A 19,656-nucleotide genomic window follows, 5' to 3' on the forward strand; every position below is an offset into this window, starting at 1 on the left:
AAGCAAGCTTCCGTCGCTCTTCGTTCGACTTGCATGTGTTAAGCACGCCGCCAGCGTTCGTCCTGAGCCAGGATCAAACTCTCCAAGATATCTTGAAGCTATTTGAATAGCTCATTTGTTTTGTTGTCGCTACACTTAAGTAGCTTTGAATTATGGTTGGTTTTGACATCGTCAAAACCCGCACTCTGGCATATGTTCAATCGTTTTGATTGATTACCTATCATTGTTCAGTTTTCAAAGATCTGTTCATCAGGTTCTCACCTAACGACTTGTATAAGTATAGCAATCATTTTTTAAATCGTCAACCTCTTTTTCATGAGATTTTCAATTTACTTTTACCCAAAATTTCTCGCCATATTTATACTCACAATCACAACCAAATTCTCTAAAAATAGAGATAGAAAACTCACAAACCTAAGTTTGTGAGTTTAAATTTGGTGACTCACCCGCGACTCGAACGCGGGACACCCTGATTAAAAGTCAGGTGCTCTGCCAACTGAGCTAGTGAGTCATGTTGGCAGGGGTGGCTGGGATCGAACCAGCGCATAACGGAGTCAAAGTCCGTTGCCTTACCACTTGGCGACACCCCTACATTGATTATGATGTGTAGGTTATGGGGTGAGTAGTGGGGATCGAACCCACGCGTAACGGAGCCACAATCCGCCGTGTTAACCGCTTCACCATACCCACCACCTTGTAGGTATCAAAGGCATGTTGCCTTTGTAACAAAAAGAATTATATCGGTTTTAGAGAGTAGTGTCAACACCTTTTTATAACTTTCTCATATTTTCCGGGCGCACAAGGAGTTGACCTTTTATACATAGAAAATCCTCTTTTATATATTTCCGCCTCTTACTATGAGAATTGTTTCATTTCAATACTCAAAGACTCGTACCAATATATAAAAGAGGATTTAACTATTTATAGGTTATCACTTCTTAGGCAAGTATGCTTTCACAAAATTAGGCAATGCAAAAGCCGCCTTTTGAATATCCTGATTATAATATTGAGTTTCAAAATTTTGTTCGCGATTAGGCGTCCACGTTAAAGGATCAAAGGTTTTAGATCCCAACGTAAAGCAATGCATGCCCGCCGGATAAATCGGAATAAACGCCATGTAGAGTCGCGCAATCGGAAAATGGCTGTTAACATATCCGAACACCTTTTTCACCAGCGGTTGATGCAACATAGGTGATTCTGTCTGTTGCACAAATAAACCGTCCTTTTTTAGCGCTTTCAGAGTATTCTTATAAAAATCTTCAGTAAACAGGCCTTCCCCCGGACCGATCGGGTCGGAGCAGTCCACGATAATAACATCATAGTAGTCTTCGGCTTCCGCCATGAATCCTATACCGTCACCGATTTTCACTGTCAGCTTAGGGTTGTTCTCAATCATAGCTTTAGCGATGGTTGGCAAATATTGTTTTGCCAATTCCACAACCTTGCCGTCGATTTCAACCATTGTTACTTCTTTCACACAGTCATGGCGCACACATTCCCGTGCCACACCGCCATCGCCGCCGCCGATAATCAACACGCGTTCCGGACTAGGATGTAAAAACAAAGGTACGTGACTCATCATTTCATGATAGATAAATTCTTCGCGCTCGGATGTTTGGAATACACCGTCCAACGCGAGCATCATTCCATATTCTTTGGACTTAAATACTTCGATTTTCTGAAATTCAGACTCACCGGAATATACGACCTCTTCCGCCTCGGCACTGAGACGCAAATAAGGTGTCTGCTCCTCTGTAATCCATTGACTCACGATAAATACCTCCTACTGCTTACAACCTACTGTTAAAAACCTATTTGACTATAGAAAATTAATACAATTACATAATAGTGAACTTAACTATATATACTCGACTAATTAATAATATAACGCATCGCAGAAAGCTGCGATGCGTATAGAACAATATCGATAACCTTATACGCCCTATCCCTTGCGACTAATATAGCAGAAGCCGCCGCCTAAAATGGTATCTTTCATCCACTTCGCTAATGAAAAGTCACGAATTTCACCTTCGTCAAAGATGCCGCAACGAATATCGTCACCAGCGTTAAAAATCTTATAAATAGGAACCCAATGCCATGTGTAAAGAGCTCGTTCCTTACCTTTATGACGATTCAAAAATGCTACGGGCACATCTTGCGCCAACGCATCACGGATAAATTTAGCTGCCGCTTCCACCTCTACACGAGAGGCACAGAACGGAGAGACAGTAAGCATATGTACCTCATAAGGTAAACTTTCATCACCTAAAAGGCGATCCAAGCCACGTTCCATCCATTGCGTTTTATATAAACCGCCACCAAAACGCGGTTTAACATAATTCCACACCAGATTCATGCGTTCTAATGCAAGCGCCTGATCAGATGTAGTCGCAACATCGAGCACCCCATCACGAAACTGTGAATAGCTCAATACTTGTGTGGCCGTCGTCGGACCGCAACCGGCCAAACGTTGCCACTCGTCCTTAAACCATTCCTGATCATAACCATGTGATATCTTACCGTTCACATCGATATATAACCACTCAGGATGTTTAATCGATACATCAGTCATCTTACTAGCCTTCAATTACTTCTACGGTTTCCATGATATCTCCTTGATGGATACCGTCCACAACATCCATGCCTTCAATCACTTTACCGAATACGGTATGCACGCCATCTAAATGAGGTTGCGGTTCATATACGATAAAAAACTGACTGCCGCCCGTATTAGGGCCGCGATGCGCCATGGACAAAGCGCCTCTTTCATGTTTATGAGGATTACCGATCAATTCGTCTTTAATTGTATAGCCGGGACCACCTGTACCATTTCCCATAGGACAGCCGCCTTGTGCAACAAAGCCGGGAATAACACGATGGAATGTAAGGCCGTTGTAAAAGCCCTGCTTAATCAGCTCAACAAAATTTTCCACCGTACCAGGTGCTTCCTTATCAAATAGTTCAATTACAATATCGCCGCCATTAGCCATATGAATTTTTGCTTGTTTCATTGTTCAGGTACCTCCAAAATCGTACGCAACACATGGGCTGCTAATATAAAACCCGCCACAGGTGGCACAAAACTGCATGTACCGGGGCTCGTTTCATCGCCCCGAAACTGTGGCTTCGTCGGTTTTTCTGCAGAAAATAAAACTAACTGTTTTTTTATGCCTCGTTTTTTTAGTTCTCGCCGCATAACGCGTGCCAACGGACACGTATGGGATTTAGAAATATCGGCAATCATCAGTTTTTCAGGATAAAAACGGTTTCCCCCGCCCATGCAGGAAATTACGGGGATACTTTCACGTTGGCACACCTCGATAATATTGATCTTTGCCGTCACCATATCAATGGCATCGATAACATAATCGACACGCAAACTTTCAATAAAACCGGGATGCGATTCCTCCGTATACATTATATCGTGTATTTCAACGACTGCATCAGGATTAATGGAAAGAGCGCGTTCCTTAGCGACCTCCACCTTGCGTCGACCTATGGATGCATAGGTCGTAATCATCTGACGATTTAAATTGCTGGGTGCAACCGAATCCCCGTCGATTAAAACTATACGCCCCACACCGGCACGAACAAGTGCCTCTAAAGCACCGCCTCCGACACCGCCTACCCCAAACAGGGCGACAGATGTATCTTTCAACGTGTCGATTTTATCCGCTCCCACTAACCATTCGAGACGCGTCAGCATATGTTCCATTAATATTTACCTGACGGAATAATCTCCGTCCAATACCCATCAGGATCCGCAATAAAATAAATACCCATATCCGTATTTTCATAAGCTACGACACCCATGTCTTTATGTTTTTTGAGCGCCGCCTCATAATCATCCACATAGAAGGCCAAATGGGATTCATTATCCCCTAAATTATAAGGGCGATTCCAATCGCGCAACCATGTGAGTTCAAGCTCATGTGCCGTATAAGGGCTCTTCAGATACACGAGGATGAAAGCACCGCTTGGATCCTCCAGCCGACGGGACTCCTCCAATAGTAATGCTTCTTTATAAAAAGCAAGACTCTTGTCTAAGTCCTTCACATTGATATTATTATGAGCAAAAGAAAACTTCATAGAAACTCCTTTATAAATACAGTATGTTTTTGTAGGAATTATCCTTCTATAATAGTATCACATTTAGCAATTCCATACCATATATTGTAAATCACGGTATCTATCATATTCCACAACGGATATAACCATTTTTACATCAAATATATAATCCGCCTAATTAATAACGAATCGCGCCGTACTGCCAGCATCGCCACGAGTTACTTCAAGATGTGCCGGTATACGGGATTTCAACTCAGGCACATGGGATATAATGCCGATGAGGCGTCCCGACGATTGTAGTTGCACCAAGGTTTCCATCGCCAGTTCCAACGTATCCGGATCCAAAGTACCAAACCCTTCATCGATGAAAATCGTATCCATATGGATTCCGCCTGCATAGCTTTGAATAACATCCGCCAAGCCTAAGGCTAGCGCCATAGATGCGAGAAATGTTTCTCCGCCGGATAATGTATTCGCCGGCCTCGACTGACCCGTGAAAGCATCCATCACGGCTAAATCAAGCCCCTGCTTACCTCGTCCGCCGCCAATATAGTCGGACCGTTCTAAAAAATAACGGCTGCGACTCATTCTCTGCAATCGTAAATTCGCCGCGTATACCACTTCATCCAAGATAGCACCTAATACATAACGCTCAAAGGTAACATTTTTAAAGCCTTGTGCTCCGCCATTCGCTAAATCATTAAGACGTCCAAGAAATTCCACTTCATCACAAGCTTCACCCATAGCCGCATCAAGGACTTCTAATTTCCGGAGTGCATCCTCTATTTGTTCTGATTCCTTGTCCCATGTGGCAAGAGCGCCTACTATATCATCACGGGATTGTACCGCGGCTTCATACATTTCATCAGATACCATATCTTCAGGCTTTACTGTTGAATCCGATTTCTTTTGTGCCGATTCATATACGGCTTGTGCCTTCTGATAATCATCATCTAATATTTTTAACTTCTCACGATACGTATCGCATTGTTCATAGTCCGCCAGTTGTTCTTCAAATTCAGACTCTACCAAGTCTATCGCCGCAAGAGACTGTTCGTACGCTTTACGAACAGTTGCTAAAGATTCTGCCTCCTGTCTAACCTGAGACGTGAACGTATCGACACGACCTTTATCACCGCTAACCGTTTGTCGTGCGCTTTCCAGTCGCGTTCGAGCCTTCGTGACATCCTCATCGTATGTGCTTAACTCCGCCTTCAAGTTAGTCAGCTTTATCCGCCAAGTATCGATATCATCTATACGCAAATTAACCGATAGCGTATCCGTTTTCGCCTGAACCGTTCCGATTTTCACATCTAATCGGTGAGCCTCTGATGCGACAGTATCCTTAGCCTTTTCTAAATCAGAAACCTCCTTCTCCGCAGCAACAAGTGCCTCTTCTTTGTGGCGAAGTGTATCCTGCAGTACCTCGGTATCCGTACGCAACGCTTCTAATCGAATCACATCAGCTCGCAAAGACGTATAGGTATCATCGAAAGTATCAGCAGAAAATCCGTCGATCATAGAGGCAATATCATCTTGTTGTTTATCAAGAGTTGCTTCAGCTTCAGCTATTCTCTGCGCCAGAGACTCTTTCGCGCCCTGCTCCTTCGCCAACGTTTCTATCAAATCCTGATATAACTTGCGAGCCGTGTCCACTTCTTTCTTCGTAGGATATAACTCCGGCTTCTTCGCCAGCGCAGGATGTTCCAACGAACCGCACACAGGGCACGGTGCGTTATCTTTTACAAGGTCGGCCAGTTCATAAGCGCGCCCCTCCTGTAACAGATGTTCCAAGCGCTCCAACTGTACTTTGGCGGAATGCACCTCATTATCTAATTTAGACAATCTCTCGACTTTATTATCCATAGCATGTGAAAGTGTCTGCCATTCAGACTGTACTGTTTTGAAAGTATCCAGTACAGACAGTCTGTCCTTTACGGTATGAATCCGATCAGTTTCTTTTATATTTGAACTTATCCTGTCCCGCAAAGTCTGTATCTCATGTTGTAGATTTTGAACGTTCTCCCGTCCGAGCAAAGCGGCTTTCTCAGCTTGTACCACATCATACTCGGCACGTTTTTTTATTAAAGAATCGAGTTCCTTTTGAGTCGACTCTAATTCTATCAAGCTTTCAGCCTGCTGTTCCCAGTACGTCAACGTTACCCGATTTTTCTGCATCGCATCCGACTGCGCCTGTAGCACCTCATAAGCTTTACAACATTGGGCCTCAACCACTTGAGCTGTAACCAGTGACGTCTGTGCCTCCGCCAAGGTTTTCTCTAACGTATGTAAGTTGTCCGCCTTATTTTTATGTTGTTTATATAATTCATATACAGGCTTTAAGGCCGTCAAGAACTGTACTTGCCGAGCCAGTTTACATCGCTCAGGTTCTTTCGCTTTCACCTTATCCAGAGCGATTTGTGCATCAAGCAAAGACTGTTTCACCTGATTATATAAAGCCCATCTGTTACGCAATGCATCATAATCCGCAACAATGCGCACCGCCTCATCACGTTGTTTCTCAAGTACATCGCGTTGCGGTACGCGGGACGCTAATAATTGCCGTACATGCTCTATCGTCAATATCGGTGTATCTTCATCGTGGGGAATCGATTGCAAAACAATCTGCTGTTTAGTCAGATTTTCCTCAATTCCCTGCTTGGACGATTCGTACGCCTCCTTTAAAGCCTCTTGTAATCTTCGGTACAACTCGGTTCTAAACAGCGTATGCAGTAATTCTTCACGTTCACCCGTAGACGCGACCAGTAATTTTCGAAATTCTCCTTGCGGTAAAAGGACGACCTGTAAAAATTGGTCCTTCCGAAATCCGATAATACTTTGAACGGATTCACGTACAGCTGCCGCCGATGTGGCAATCACCTGCCATTCACCGTCCTCCATAGCATACACGGTCGCACTGGCATTCTGTTCACGCATACCGGTGCCCCGTTTCTTTGCCACCAACTGCTTCGGTAATCGCTCTATACGATATTCTTTTTCTCCGATGGCAAAGGTGAATTCAACGCGCGTCATCGTATGAGGTTCCGCAAAATCGCTACGTATGGCATCCGTCTTGCGCACTTCTCCGCTGGGCTCGCCATATAACGCGTATACGATGGCATCCAGAATAGATGTTTTCCCCGCCCCCGTAGGACCGGAAATAAGAAACATCGAATGACCTTCCAGTGCATTAAAGTCCAATGATATCGTATCGCGATACGGACCGAAGGCCTGCATAGTCAATGAAATAGGCTTCATTTAGTCCTCCTTTACGATACGGTCCCACAAAGAATTGATATAGGATGTTTCCCGCTCCGTCAACGGCTGTTGCCAGACAGACTCGGCGAATTGATTGAACAGCTCCCGCTCATTAAGCGATTTAAAAATAGGATCCGATATTTCCGCCGTCGGCATTGCAACTCGGCCGACCAGCTCAATGGTCATACACTGATGATACACTTGCCTCAACTTTGCCATTCCATCCATTACCGGTATCGTATCGAGCAGGCGAACCTGTACATAATCATCACGATATGCATTTTGAAGAGCTGTACTATTCAGCAAATCTTCAAAATATCCTTCAAGAATCACCACATCCCGCTTCGCCTCAACAGGAATGGTATCAACCTCAACCTGCCCTTTCCCATCCATATCGACAATGGTAAAAGATTTTTTCTGCGCATGCTCATCAAAGGAATATTTTAAAGGAGATCCGCTATAACGAATATAGTCCGCCCCCATGCGTTGCGGTCCATGCAAATGACCGAGAGCCGTATAATGAAAGTCTTTAAATACAGCCGGATTAACCATCTCGCTGCCCCCAAGTGATAAGGTGCGCTCTGAACCGCCTACCTCGCCGCCCATCACAAAGGCATGACTAAGTGCGATAGAACGCATACCGTTCGGAACCTGACTCTGCAGATGTTCACTCCAGGCCTGATACATATGGTCATAACTATGAAGATTAGTAACCGACTCCTCGGCAGATATACTTTCACCAAGTCCTAGACTAACCGCTATACGTCTCGGCTCGCTAAAAGGCATCGGACAGATTGCCACCGCCCCATCGGAAGCCTCGAAAACATAGGGTTCCAATGAACGTTGCGGAGCCCCCCAGATATGAATACCGGAACGGCCGAGCATCGAACGACCGACCTCGAGCCGTTCCGCCCCATCGTGATTTCCGCTGACCACAAACAAGGTAATCTTATAATCCATGGCGAGGCGGGTAATGATGGAATCCCATAATTCAACAGCCTCCACAGGCGGTACCGCACGATCGAATACATCGCCCGCCAAAAGCACTCCATCTATTTTTTCATCACGAAGGATATGGAAAAACTGATGTTCTAACACATGGGCCTGATCATCTGTTAAGTATTGACCGTAAAAGATACGCCCCAAATGCCAATCCGCCGTATGTAGCAAACGCATAACAAGCCGCCCTTCCCCAAACTAAAATAACAATCGATTCATTACCCTTATTATACAATGAACACCATCACAATACATCTTGCTAAAATCATGACATATACTCTATAGGCCTATATGGCCTGTAGACATTATATAGACTGTAAACATTATATGTACTTCTTAAATACTGTATCTGCTTTGTGTAACTCTTTTATCAAAACGTTAACCGCTACATATAAAACCAAGATTAAGCATTTTCAACGATGGAGCGAAGCATGCTGATTTCTCGTGCATATCCGTCCAATTCATTAGGCGTCTCCAAATAAAACGGCAAATTCGTCAACTTCGGATGGGTGACAATTCTTGCGATAGCATCGATGCCGATATGCCCTTCTCCGATTTTTTCATGACGATCCTTATGAGCACCGCGAGGATTTTTAGAATCATTGAGATGAATTGCCTTTAAACGGTCTAGCCCTACAAATCGGTCAAATTCATCAAGCACGCCGTCCAAATCATCTATAATGTCATAGCCTCCTTCGTGAATATGGCAGGTATCGACACAGACGCCCATATATTCTTTCAGTTTAACGCCATCGATGATGCGGGCAATTTCTTCAAAACGGGAACCCACTTCAGTACCTTTCCCCGCCATCACTTCCAGCAGAACCGTGGTCTTCATGCCAGGAAACAGCACCTCGTTCAAACAGTCGACGATATATTCAATTCCTTGATCCACGCCTTGCTTCACATGACTGCCCGGGTGAAAGTTATACATCTGTCCCGGCAGATATTCCATGCGCTCCAAATCCTCCATCATAGACTGTTTAGCAAAATTTCGTAAATCCTCCTTCGCCGCACACGGATTATATGTATACGGCGCATGTGCTAAAATCGTTCCGAAGTTATGTTCCTTCATATATGCATCAAGAGCGTTCATATCTTCAACATCTAATGCACGCATGCCGCCACCACGAGGGTTGCGGGTAAAATATTGGAACGTATTGCCACCGATAGCGGTCGCTTCTTTCCCCATATGTAAATAACCTTTACTGATTGATAAATGACTACCTATAACAAACATAAAACACCTCTAACCTGAAAAATTCTTAAAATCTTACAATCTATTAATAATACACCTAACATAAACCTATAAACCAAAATGAATCGTCCCTGTATTAAAACTATAAAACCCCTACCGTGAAGGCAGCCCTTCAACGACAGGGGTTATGTATTAATGACTTTCTTTTTTAGCACAGGCCGGGCAAACACCTTCAAAGGTAATGTGTTGACCTATAATTCGATAATCGCTACCTTGATTAGCAATCTCCGAGATAGCTTTCAAATCGACGCCCATTAAATCCTCCACCTTGTTGCAGCGAATGCAACGGATGTGGCAATGGTCCTCCGTATCCCAATCGTAATGAGCCCGTTCATCACCGACCTCTAAAATTTTCACAAGACCGATTTTTTCAAAAATCTCCATTGTCTTGTATACGGTGGCTAAACTCATGCTTGGATGTTCCGGACGCAATGTATGATACAACATTTCTGCCGTCGGATGATCATGATGAGCACGCAAAGCATCATAAATCGCAATACGCTGTGGTGTTACCTTAAACCCCTGACTACGTAAAATCTGTGCGATATCCATAATAATCTACCTTTCTCCACTTGGAAATCTACAAGGTATTGGCCATTATCGGCCATTTACAAGAAATAATTATTCTTTATTATAGCAAAATTCTCACCATTTATCAAGATAAACAGTAGCAAGTATTAGGTAATAAAAAATGTGGATTGCCCAAAAGCAATCCACATCATATCAATCTTTAAAGTACGGCTTAAAGCCTTCCCCTTGATGGCGTTGTTTCTTCTCACCGCGTGGACGATCAAACTTTCGATCATCACGGCGACGGTCACTTCTACGATCACCTTTGCGGTCATCACGACTGCGACGAGAACGATCTCCATCTCGACGACGATCACCGTCACGACGGCGACGGTCGCTGCGACCGCGACTGCTATCACGGCGACGACGTACGCGCAACGGTTTTTCCTCCGTAATATTAACAGGGGTCGTATCCGGTTCCTTTGTCAACAATTTAAGAGCCGCTGCTAACAGCGTTACGGAATCCGTATCGTTCAACAACTCCTCGGCACTCGTTTTAAACGGCGCCAATGCCTCTAAATTATCCGTCATTTCAACGAGGCTTTCAATTGCCAAACGTTGTTGACCTTCAAGGACTTCACCTAAGGAAGGTGCACGACGGCGTGCGATTTTACGTTTCGTTAAACGCTCGATAGCATGTAAATGCTCCATTTCACGAAGAATAACGAACGTGAAAGCTTGACCCGCCTTACCGGCACGGCCTGTACGACCTACGCGATGTGTATAGCTTTCAGGATCTTGAGGCATATCATAGTTATATACGTGAGACACGCCGGAAATATCAAGACCACGAGCCGCTACATCCGTAGCAACAAGAATATCGATAGTGCCTTCACGGAATTGGCGAATTACGCTGTCCCGTTTTTGCTGAGACAAATCGCCATGGATGCCTTCCGCCATGTAACCGCGTTTCTTAAGACCTTCCGTCACTTCATCAACACGGCGTTTCGTACGCGTGAAAATGATAGCGAGGTCAGGTGTCTGAATATCAAACAGACGGCAAAGAACATCAAATTTTTGACGGTCCTGTACTTCGATATAGTATTGTTCAATCAAGTCCATCGTCACTTGAGTCGGTTTCATGCGAATCAAGGTCGGCTCTGTTAAATACGTTTCAGCCAATTGTTGAATGGCTTTCGGCATCGTAGCAGAGAACAACAATGTCTGATGATCTTCCGGGATAGCCCCTAAAATTTTATTGATGTCATCAACAAAGCCCATGTTTAACATTTCATCGGCTTCGTCCAATACGACAACTTTCACATGGTCAAAGTGGATAGAACCGCGATCCATATGGTCCATCAATCGGCCCGGTGTGGCAACGATGATTTGAGGGTTCTTTTTCAATGCACGGAACTGACGACCGATATCTTGACCGCCGTAAATAGGCAAGGCCGTGATATTCGTGTACTGAGCCATTTTGTTAAGCTCTTCAGCTACTTGAATAGCTAATTCTCGTGTAGGGGATAAAATCACTACTTGAACGTGACGCTCGTTCCCGTCTACGCGTTCCAATACAGGTAAGCCGAATGCGGCGGTCTTGCCGGTGCCTGTTTGAGCCTGACCGATCATATCTTTACCGCTCATGGCTACCGGGATAGCTTCCTGTTGAATTGGCGTAGGCTCTTCAAAGCCCATATCGTTTAACGCTCTTAGAACAGGTTCGCTAATCATTAATTGTTCAAATTTTTCTAACATCTAAATGTGTTTCCTCCTATCGCGCACGAACTATGCGCATTTGAATAGTATATCATATTTCGAGTGTGAGAGCTATAAGAGTAATTCTGAATCTGAACTAAATAGGATTTCTTCTCCCCCTAAAACGTTCCATTAAAATAATTCCACCTGTTACACATAGCAAAACAATGTACGATAAATGAATAGACGTATACAAGCATTCAACAAAAACAACCCATAGAATTAATAGTAATTTAGAAATCCATTTTGTTGTTATTCTATCAGCTATCATAAATATAGATAAATTGATAATTATTTTAATGATTATCGCAGCAATAATAACTATTGATGTAAATTCTGCTCTATAATCTGTCAGTTCATATAAAGGATATAATAAATAACTCAATAGACCACTAAGTATTATTAAAAACCAAATATTTAGGCCCTTTAAAAGTTTAGATTTACTATAGTAAAATACTCCAACCAAAAGAAAGAGTAAAACACTAAGTAATACTCCTATAATTAATAGATAATCTAACTGAATCATAGTTTATACTGTCCTTTAATCATTTTTTTATTTCTAGAAAATAAATCCTTAACAAATTCAAACACACCTTCTTTTTGTTCTTCCTCTGTAGATGCATTTTCAATATCATATAATGCTGGATTCCCAGAAATACCAATAGAATAATTATTTGATTTCATAAAAAAGTTTTTCTCAAATAATCATATCCAATCGCCCACTCTACTAAAAATACCGGAATATCCTCATTATCATAATCAGAACCTCTCCAAATAGCAGTTTCTCTAAAGTAACTAAGACCATTTTGAACTAATTTGGTTTCTAAGCAGAATTCACCTGCCAAGCTTATATTATTCTCTAAAAGTGCACCTCTTATTATTAAACACTCTTATTCCCAACTTTCATAATTTAAATACTCAAAATATCGCAATGCAATTTGAGCATCCCACAAGTTATTTATAAGCATAACTTTAAAGAGACTATTTACTACTTCATACTCACTAGATATATAATACTCATTTGTTAACAAAAATCTATATATCTGCTCACCTTCATTGCATTTACTTTACCAGGACTCAAAATATCTTGTAGATTATTCATGTTTAACATTTTACTTATTTGAAACTGATCCATATAAAATACGCCTCACCTGAACTATACGCACTGGATAAAAGTCAGAAAAATGCAACCAATCCGCTTAAGTACTCTTTTTAAACTCATAAGATCCCTCTCAAAATAACACTTATATTAATAAAGTCAAAATTAATATATTTGCTATTTAAAGAATATATTTTTTAATGCATAAGCAGAACCAGCAATACCAAATAGTATAGAAAAAATAGCAAAAAGGCCGCGTTTATAATACAAACTATTCCGCTTTTGATAAAAACCTGTACACATTGTAAAAAGCACGAATACGCCCCAAGCAACACCAAAGCAGGCCATAAACGCATAATCTTTGTCAATTAGAAATTTAAAATTTAATAGAATTATACTTATAATTGCAATTATTGCTAAATACTTGGTTAAATCGCCAAAAGCCCTATGCCTTTTGATATATTCATACTCTTCATCAATGACACGTTTACTAATCTCAAGTTTATATAACCCTATAGATAACGACATAGACATAAAAACAAAAAAAAATCCTAATGTTTCAAGTTTACTCATTTTCCCACCATCCACTATATAACTACTTACTCAAATACTGACGAAGTGTTTGATTTTCTAATGGCCCTAATTGTAACGCCTTCCGATTTTTAATTGCATTGATGGCTAATGCTTCAAAAGTATCTTTATCAAACTCAGAAAACTCGTTAAAGGAATTAAACACTATAAATCGTTGATTCAATAAATTAGGTAATACCTCCAAATCTTTCGTTCTTACTCTATCTAGCTCATTTCGTGCATAAGATTCATATCTCTCATCATCTGCATTATTCTTGCTAAACCGACCTATATCAAGATTATCAGAATAATAGCTATATATAGCCTTCTGATAGAAATCAATTTTAGTCAATTTTCCGAATTCAAAATTATAATAAGCATTATTTCTTAAAATATGCTCACTACCATGCTCACCAATAATAGCCCCTGTAGAAAGATCTACTATATCATTATGCTTAATCTGATTTTCCTTTCTATACGATACATAGAAAGGTAGCTTTATAGGATGTCCAGCGTATAAACTTGTATATCGTTGTTTACTATCAAAAAAGATTTCATGCCATATATCTCTATCACTTTCATCAAGACTAGAAATATTAGGGTATAACTCATCAAGACTCACATTAAATTGCGTTTCTTAAGCATCTATCCGAGGAATGAAAGTGTTATATTTATATCTTTATTCCAAGCATCTAGCAAACTTACATTTTCATCAAAAATACCAATACCGTCTAAAGTTATGTAATAGAGTTTATTATCCACCTCATGAACAGCAACTACATTATCAGCAATCTTACGATTTTCATTGCCATAGTATAATCCGCTCTCTTGAAGTTCACTTAAATAAATCAAACTATTTTTAAAGTCGCCACCCACCAAGAAATATATCAATAATCCCGTTATGATGATATAAATCAATATTATTATGATAATGATACAACCAATCCACTTAAGCACTCACTTTAAATTCATAAGTTCCCTCTCAAAATAACACTTATATTAATAAAGTCAGAATTGATATATGGTCTATTAAAATAATACATTCCTAAATGCATAAGCATACACAACCATAGCAAATAATAAGGAGCACATTGCAACAAGACTCCGTTTAAAATATACACTGTCTCTCTTCTGACAAAGCCCTGTAAGCATTGTAAAAAAGAAGAAAAACAACCAAACACTGCCATAACTGACTATAAATTTATAATCTTTGTCGATTATAAATTTAAGATTTAATATTATTAAACTTATAATAGAAGTTATAGATAAATACTTTGTTAGGTTACCAAAAACTCTATGCTTTTTTATATATTCAAACTCCTCATCAATGACAACTTTACTAATCTCAAGTTTATATAACCCTATAGATAACGACATAGACATAAAAACAAAAAAATATCCTAATGTTTCAAGTTTACTCATTTTTCACCAGTCTCTTTTACAATACACTCTTAGACGTTCTTAATTATAGCATACGACAGCTCCTCACTTTTAAGATATTGATCTCCTATATTAAACACAAAAAAGCACCTCCTTCAAGGTGCCTCTTTGTTATAGTTTATTGGAGAAATTGATATGTTATTAATCTAAGTCGTAGAACCCAGATGGTTTATCGCTCAAGTTTACGATGATATTTTTCATTTGAGTATAGTGCTCAAGGATAACTTTGTGAGTTTCGCGTCCGATACCGGATTGTTTATAGCCGCCGAACGGAGCGCCTGCAGGGATGGAATTATATGTATTTACCCACATACGACCTGTTTCGATACCGCGAGCTACGCGGATAGCACGGTTGATGTTTTGAGTGAATACGCCACCGCCAAGGCCGTATAAGCTGTCATTTGCTTGTTCGATAACTTCTTCTTCGCTGTGAAATTTGATGACAACGGCTACAGGTCCGAAGATTTCTTCGCGAGCTACGCGCATATCATTTGTAGCATCTGCGATAAGAGTAGGTCTTACGAAGCACCCTTTACCAAGTTCACCATCAGTAACACGCACACCACCGACTACGACGCGAGCACCTTCTTCTTTTGCAAGGTCTACATAGCTAAGTACTTTGTTAACTTGATCTTCGTAGATCAAGGAACCGAGTTGAGTGGATGGATCCCATGGCAAACCGACTTTCACCTTATCGAATAGTGCGGCAAGTTCAGCTACGAATTTATCGTAAATTGTATCTTGTACGAAGATACGGGAACCGGCACAGCATACTTGACCTTGGTTGAAGAGGATGCCGAGCATTGCCCCATCAAGAGCTTGTTTCCAGTTCGCATCATCAAAGAAGATATTCGCAGATTTACCACCTAATTCCAATGTAGCAGGAATCAAGCGTTCAGATGCTGCTTTATATACATCTAGACCTACCTCTGTAGAGCCTGTGAAAGCAAGTTTACTGAAACCAGGATGATCAAGGATATATTGACCGGATTTAGAACCTTTACCAGTGATGATGTTTACGACACCTGGTGGCAAGATTTCTTTCAAAATATCGCCTAATACTAAAAGGCTAAGAGATGTGTGGCTAGAAGGTTTGATAACAACTGTACAACCTGCCGCAAGAGCTGGTGCCAATTTCCAAGCGGCCATCAGGAATGGGAAGTTCCAAGGCACAACTTGACCTACAACGCCAATCGGTTCGCGAACAATAAGGCTTAATGTATTTTCATCAAATACTTGTGCAGAACCTTCTTCGGAACGAAGCACGCCAGCGAAGTAACGGAAATGGTCAGCCCCAAGTGGAATATCCACGTTCAATGTTTCACGGATAGGTTTACCGTTGTCATATGTTTCAACTTGCGCCAAATGTTCTTTATGCGCATCGATAGTCTCCGCAATTTTTAACAAATAATCAGCGCGTTCTACTTGAGATACTTTTTTCCATGTTTTGAAAGCTTCTGTTGCAGCCTCTACAGCTCTATCAACATCATCATTCGTCGCCTCTGCACAGATAGCGAGTTGTTCGCCATTAGCAGGGTTATATACATTAAATTCAGCACCGTCAGATGCCTTTACCCATTCATTATTAATTAAAAGTCCATATCTTTCTTTAAGGTTCAAGCTCATTGCATTACCTCCTCTTTAGGAATATGATTTGGAAATTTCCCCTCTGTGATTCCATCATACTCCTTACATCTAAAATTTTCAATTAGATATATTGTTTTCGATATATCTGTTCTGCATTAACATGCATAATTTTTAGCTATATAGAGAAACCACACCCTCTAAAACCATAGAGGGTGCGGTTTTGGGTATAATAACTTTTAGTCAAGAATGACTATCATTTTAAATTTGTTAATGTAGATTAACTAGATTTCTAATAAATTATGATTTACGACGATCCCCATTGTTACGAGAACCATTATTGCGATTATCATTTTGGCGTCCACCATTATTACGGTTATTATTACGGTTATTATTATTTCGACGCTGACCGTTGTTATTTCCATGACGATTATTATCGTTATTCTTAGGCTTTTCCGGTTGCAATGCTTTTACAGACAAACCGATGCGATTGCGTTTTACGTCAACAGAGATGATTTGCGCTTCGATAATATCACCTACGGCAAGCACATCAGATGGGTGCTGACGGCTGTTGCAAAGCTCGCTGCGATGTAATAGACCATTCGTTTTAAGACCAAAGTCCACGAAAGCCCCGAAATCAACTACATTATGAACGGTACCTTTTACAACTGTACCTACCTTGATATCCTCAAGGCTCACTACGTGTTTTCTGGTCAATGGAGCCGGTAAATCTTCCCGAGGGTCGCGACCCGGTTTAGCAAGAGCCGCTAAGATATCCCGAACAGTCGGCACACCTGCATCAAGTTTTTTAGCTAACCGCTCCGCATCAACCAACGGAAGTTTCACTTGTAGCGCTTCCAGTTGTGATTTATCCTGAATATCTTTCAGCGTAAACCCCAATTCACCGATAATGCGTTCCGCCAATTCATAAGACTCTGGATGGACAGATGTATTATCTAACGGATTTTTACCATGCTGTAAGAGGAGAAAACCAGCACATTGTGTAAAGGCTGCAGGACCTAAACGAGGTACTTTTAACAATTCCTTACGGCTTTTAAATACGCCGTTCTCCTGACGGTATGCAACAATATTTTTAGCCACAGCACTAGAAATGCCTGCAACATGCTGCAAGATAGCCGGGGATGCCGTATTTAGTTCTACCCCGACGTGGTTTACCACGGTTTCCACCACTTGATCCAATGTATGGGTCAATTGCTTCTGATTTACATCATGTTGGTATTGACCGACGCCGATGGATTTCGGATCGATTTTAACGGATTCCGCCAATGGATCTTGTACACGGCGTGCAATAGATACGGCACCGCGAATGGTTACATCCAGATCCGGTAGTTCATCGATTGCCAATTTCGATGCGGAATACACGGATGCCCCCGCTTCATTGGTGATGATATAGTGACAATCCAGTTTTTCCTCTTCAATCATGGTAGATGCAAACTGTTCCGTCTCATACGACGCCGTTCCGTTACCGATAGACAAGAGCGTTACCTTGAACTTGCGAATCTTATCCGCTAACACTTTTTGCGCTTCTTTACGAAGCTTTTCACTGTTCGTTAAGTAGTAAGCACCATAGTCCAGCACATTACCCTGTTGATCGATGATGGCCATCTTGCAACCCGTGCGGTATCCCGGATCAAGTCCCATGATAACATGCCCTGCTAATGGCGGTTGAAGCAATAAGTTTTTAAGGTTTACGCCGAACACCTTAATAGCTTGTTCATCGGCATGCTCCGTCAATTCATTGCGTATATCACGTTCCAATGCCGGGAAAATAAGACGCTTATAGGCATCCGCTACGGCAGCCGCCTTATATTCACTAAATATGGACTTCGGATTTTTCTCTAACTTTTGAACCATGTAAGCAACATAGGTGTCTCCTGGTACAGTTAGAGCTAATTTCAAAGCACCTAATTTCTCACCGCGATTAACCGCCAAAATACGATGGGACGGCATTTGGCGTACAGGCTCGGCATAGTCCGCATACTGCAGAAATTGCTGCTGTATGTCCTCTTCACCGGATAATTCGGCCTGAATATAGCCTTCATTCCACATCTTTTTACGCAGATATGCACGAAAATCCACACTGTCGCTGACGATTTCCGCTACGATATCCGATGCGCCTTGAAGAGCCTCTTTCGCGGTCGGTACCTCTTCCGTAATATAGTCCGCAGCAATTGCAAATGGGTCGCCGCTCGTTTCCGTATCCTCGAGCATCATCATCGCCAACGGCTCAAGGCCACGTTCTCGTGCAATCATAGCGCGAGTCCGCTTTTTCGGACGATACGGCAGATACAAATCCTCTAACTCTTGTAATTTCGTAGCCGACTCCAAGGCTTTCATCAATTCATCAGTCATCTTCTCCTGATCCGTGACGGATGTGATGATTTCCTGACGGCGTGTTTCCAGATTACGCAAATACTTTATGCGCTCCTCAATCGTGCGCAACTGCTCATCCTGCAGCTCTCCCGTCACCTCTTTACGATACCGCGCGATAAACGGCACCGTATTTCCTTCGTCCAACAACTCTACTGCCGCCTGTACCTGCTTCGGCTTAACATTTAATTCACTGCCGATGATGGCAAACATTCTTTCACTCATTTAGCTGCCTTTCTACGATACGTTACAAAACGATGAGGATATTGATTTTTCTCATCTACGATGCCATCCATAACGGATTCAACAAGGAAATCATCCTTTGAAAATTCCGGGAAAAATACATCCCCGTCAAAGTCGTGATCAACCTCGGTGATGTACATAATATCTACATATGGCAAAAACGCTTCATACACCTGGGCACCGCCGATGATATAAGCCGCATCAAGGGTCTTCGATGCTTCCACAACCGCTTCGACGCTATGGAATATACGAACGCCTTCCGGCGCATTAAAACCTTTATCACGAGTAATGACCCAATGCTCCCGATTTGGTAATAAGAACGGTAAGCTTTCAAATGTCTTACGTCCCATGATAATGACATGCCCCGTCGTTTTTTCCTTAAAAAATTTCAAATCATTCGGCAGATGCCAAATCAGTGAATTATCCTTGCCGATGACACGATTACGCGCTACGGCCACGATTAATGCTAACATAGTAT

The 19,656-nt window shown here is 41.7% G+C and carries 18 protein-coding genes, 3 tRNA genes and 1 rRNA gene; all 22 read right to left on the reverse strand.

Annotation, left to right across the window (positions count from 1 at the left end; translation table 11 throughout):
* A 16S ribosomal RNA gene (locus VEHSUH05_RS02330) occupies positions 1–89 on the reverse strand; the annotation flags it as partial.
* Between the two features lie 346 nt (positions 90–435).
* A tRNA-Lys gene (locus tag VEHSUH05_RS02335) sits at positions 436–511 on the reverse strand.
* A gap of 4 nt (positions 512–515) precedes the next feature.
* Positions 516–590: transfer RNA gene (locus tag VEHSUH05_RS02340), tRNA-Gln, on the reverse strand.
* Between the two features lie 24 nt (positions 591–614).
* A tRNA-His gene (locus tag VEHSUH05_RS02345) sits at positions 615–690 on the reverse strand.
* Positions 691–931: 241 nt separating this feature from the next.
* Complete coding sequence (speE, locus tag VEHSUH05_RS02350; RefSeq protein ID WP_038117715.1) at positions 932–1,771, reverse strand: polyamine aminopropyltransferase; 840 nt, start codon at positions 1,769–1,771, stop codon at positions 932–934.
* Between the two features lie 171 nt (positions 1,772–1,942).
* Positions 1,943–2,572 carry a hypothetical protein gene (locus tag VEHSUH05_RS02355; RefSeq protein ID WP_105090633.1) on the reverse strand — a complete coding sequence of 210 codons (630 nt, stop codon included), beginning with the start codon at positions 2,570–2,572 and terminating at the stop codon, positions 1,943–1,945.
* A 4-nt stretch (positions 2,573–2,576) separates the two neighbouring features.
* On the reverse strand, positions 2,577–3,011 hold the full coding sequence (locus tag VEHSUH05_RS02360) for a peptidylprolyl isomerase (RefSeq protein ID WP_038117722.1): 435 nt from the start codon (positions 3,009–3,011) through the stop codon (positions 2,577–2,579).
* Positions 3,008–3,715 (reverse strand): tRNA threonylcarbamoyladenosine dehydratase, encoded by a 708-nt coding sequence (locus tag VEHSUH05_RS02365; RefSeq protein WP_038117724.1) that lies wholly within the window; start codon positions 3,713–3,715, stop codon positions 3,008–3,010. The genes VEHSUH05_RS02360 and VEHSUH05_RS02365 overlap by 4 nt, the downstream gene beginning before the upstream one ends.
* Positions 3,715–4,089: a VOC family protein gene (locus tag VEHSUH05_RS02370; protein WP_105090634.1), complete on the reverse strand. Its 375-nt coding sequence runs from the start codon at positions 4,087–4,089 to the stop codon at positions 3,715–3,717. Before VEHSUH05_RS02370 ends, VEHSUH05_RS02365 begins: the two co-directional genes overlap by 1 nt.
* A gap of 153 nt (positions 4,090–4,242) precedes the next feature.
* Positions 4,243–7,326: an AAA family ATPase gene (locus tag VEHSUH05_RS02375; RefSeq protein ID WP_105090635.1), complete on the reverse strand. Its 3,084-nt coding sequence runs from the start codon at positions 7,324–7,326 to the stop codon at positions 4,243–4,245.
* Positions 7,327–8,502, reverse strand: a complete 1,176-nt coding sequence (locus VEHSUH05_RS02380) for an exonuclease SbcCD subunit D (RefSeq protein WP_105090636.1) — start codon at positions 8,500–8,502, stop codon at positions 7,327–7,329.
* Between the two features lie 226 nt (positions 8,503–8,728).
* Complete coding sequence (locus tag VEHSUH05_RS02385; protein WP_105090637.1) at positions 8,729–9,565, reverse strand: deoxyribonuclease IV; 837 nt, start codon at positions 9,563–9,565, stop codon at positions 8,729–8,731.
* 150 nt (positions 9,566–9,715) lie between these two features.
* On the reverse strand, positions 9,716–10,135 hold the full coding sequence (locus VEHSUH05_RS02390; RefSeq protein WP_038117737.1) for a Fur family transcriptional regulator: 420 nt from the start codon (positions 10,133–10,135) through the stop codon (positions 9,716–9,718).
* Positions 10,136–10,306: 171 nt separating this feature from the next.
* Positions 10,307–11,851 carry a degradosome RNA helicase CshA gene (gene cshA, locus VEHSUH05_RS02395; RefSeq protein ID WP_105090638.1) on the reverse strand — a complete coding sequence of 515 codons (1,545 nt, stop codon included), beginning with the start codon at positions 11,849–11,851 and terminating at the stop codon, positions 10,307–10,309.
* A gap of 522 nt (positions 11,852–12,373) precedes the next feature.
* Positions 12,374–12,535, reverse strand: a complete 162-nt coding sequence (locus VEHSUH05_RS09285; RefSeq protein WP_170007089.1) for a hypothetical protein — start codon at positions 12,533–12,535, stop codon at positions 12,374–12,376.
* 592 nt (positions 12,536–13,127) lie between these two features.
* Positions 13,128–13,523, reverse strand: a complete 396-nt coding sequence (locus VEHSUH05_RS02410; RefSeq protein ID WP_105090640.1) for a hypothetical protein — start codon at positions 13,521–13,523, stop codon at positions 13,128–13,130.
* A gap of 22 nt (positions 13,524–13,545) precedes the next feature.
* Positions 13,546–14,142, reverse strand: a complete 597-nt coding sequence (locus tag VEHSUH05_RS09355) for a hypothetical protein (protein ID WP_245875914.1) — start codon at positions 14,140–14,142, stop codon at positions 13,546–13,548.
* A 23-nt stretch (positions 14,143–14,165) separates the two neighbouring features.
* On the reverse strand, positions 14,166–14,477 hold the full coding sequence (locus tag VEHSUH05_RS09360; RefSeq protein WP_245875915.1) for a hypothetical protein: 312 nt from the start codon (positions 14,475–14,477) through the stop codon (positions 14,166–14,168).
* Between the two features lie 72 nt (positions 14,478–14,549).
* Complete coding sequence (locus tag VEHSUH05_RS02420; RefSeq protein WP_105090641.1) at positions 14,550–14,942, reverse strand: hypothetical protein; 393 nt, start codon at positions 14,940–14,942, stop codon at positions 14,550–14,552.
* A gap of 159 nt (positions 14,943–15,101) precedes the next feature.
* On the reverse strand, positions 15,102–16,586 hold the full coding sequence (locus VEHSUH05_RS02425; RefSeq protein WP_054674683.1) for an aldehyde dehydrogenase family protein: 1,485 nt from the start codon (positions 16,584–16,586) through the stop codon (positions 15,102–15,104).
* A 258-nt stretch (positions 16,587–16,844) separates the two neighbouring features.
* Positions 16,845–19,160, reverse strand: a complete 2,316-nt coding sequence (locus VEHSUH05_RS02430) for a Tex family protein (RefSeq protein WP_245875916.1) — start codon at positions 19,158–19,160, stop codon at positions 16,845–16,847.
* Positions 19,157–19,651: a dihydrofolate reductase gene (locus VEHSUH05_RS02435; protein ID WP_054674681.1), complete on the reverse strand. Its 495-nt coding sequence runs from the start codon at positions 19,649–19,651 to the stop codon at positions 19,157–19,159. The genes VEHSUH05_RS02430 and VEHSUH05_RS02435 overlap by 4 nt, the downstream gene beginning before the upstream one ends.
* Positions 19,652–19,656: the final 5 nt, after the last annotated feature.

The sequence above is a fragment of the Veillonella denticariosi JCM 15641 genome, assembly GCF_002959855.1.
GTDB classification, from domain to species: domain Bacteria; phylum Bacillota; class Negativicutes; order Veillonellales; family Veillonellaceae; genus Veillonella; species Veillonella denticariosi.

Bases quoted from the DNA above. Each gene is read 5' to 3' on its own strand.
- VEHSUH05_RS02355 (WP_105090633.1), bottom strand. From the start codon at position 2,572: ATGACTGATGTATCGATTAAACATCCTGAGTGGTTATATATCGATGTG.
- VEHSUH05_RS02360 (WP_038117722.1), bottom strand. From the start codon at position 3,011: ATGAAACAAGCAAAAATTCATATGGCTAATGGCGGCGATATTGTAATT.
- VEHSUH05_RS02365 (WP_038117724.1), bottom strand. From the start codon at position 3,715: ATGGAACATATGCTGACGCGTCTCGAATGGTTAGTGGGAGCGGATAAA.
- VEHSUH05_RS02370 (WP_105090634.1), bottom strand. From the start codon at position 4,089: ATGAAGTTTTCTTTTGCTCATAATAATATCAATGTGAAGGACTTAGAC.
- VEHSUH05_RS02375 (WP_105090635.1), bottom strand. From the start codon at position 7,326: ATGAAGCCTATTTCATTGACTATGCAGGCCTTCGGTCCGTATCGCGAT.
- VEHSUH05_RS02380 (WP_105090636.1), bottom strand. From the start codon at position 8,502: ATGCGTTTGCTACATACGGCGGATTGGCATTTGGGGCGTATCTTTTAC.
- VEHSUH05_RS02385 (WP_105090637.1), bottom strand. From the start codon at position 9,565: ATGTTTGTTATAGGTAGTCATTTATCAATCAGTAAAGGTTATTTACAT.
- VEHSUH05_RS02390 (WP_038117737.1), bottom strand. From the start codon at position 10,135: ATGGATATCGCACAGATTTTACGTAGTCAGGGGTTTAAGGTAACACCA.
- cshA (WP_105090638.1), bottom strand. From the start codon at position 11,851: ATGTTAGAAAAATTTGAACAATTAATGATTAGCGAACCTGTTCTAAGA.
- VEHSUH05_RS09285 (WP_170007089.1), bottom strand. From the start codon at position 12,535: ATGAAATCAAATAATTATTCTATTGGTATTTCTGGGAATCCAGCATTA.
- VEHSUH05_RS02410 (WP_105090640.1), bottom strand. From the start codon at position 13,523: ATGAGTAAACTTGAAACATTAGGATTTTTTTTTGTTTTTATGTCTATG.
- VEHSUH05_RS02420 (WP_105090641.1), bottom strand. From the start codon at position 14,942: ATGAGTAAACTTGAAACATTAGGATATTTTTTTGTTTTTATGTCTATG.
- VEHSUH05_RS02425 (WP_054674683.1), bottom strand. From the start codon at position 16,586: ATGAGCTTGAACCTTAAAGAAAGATATGGACTTTTAATTAATAATGAA.
- VEHSUH05_RS02430 (WP_245875916.1), bottom strand. From the start codon at position 19,160: ATGAGTGAAAGAATGTTTGCCATCATCGGCAGTGAATTAAATGTTAAG.
- VEHSUH05_RS02435 (WP_054674681.1), bottom strand. From the start codon at position 19,651: ATGTTAGCATTAATCGTGGCCGTAGCGCGTAATCGTGTCATCGGCAAG.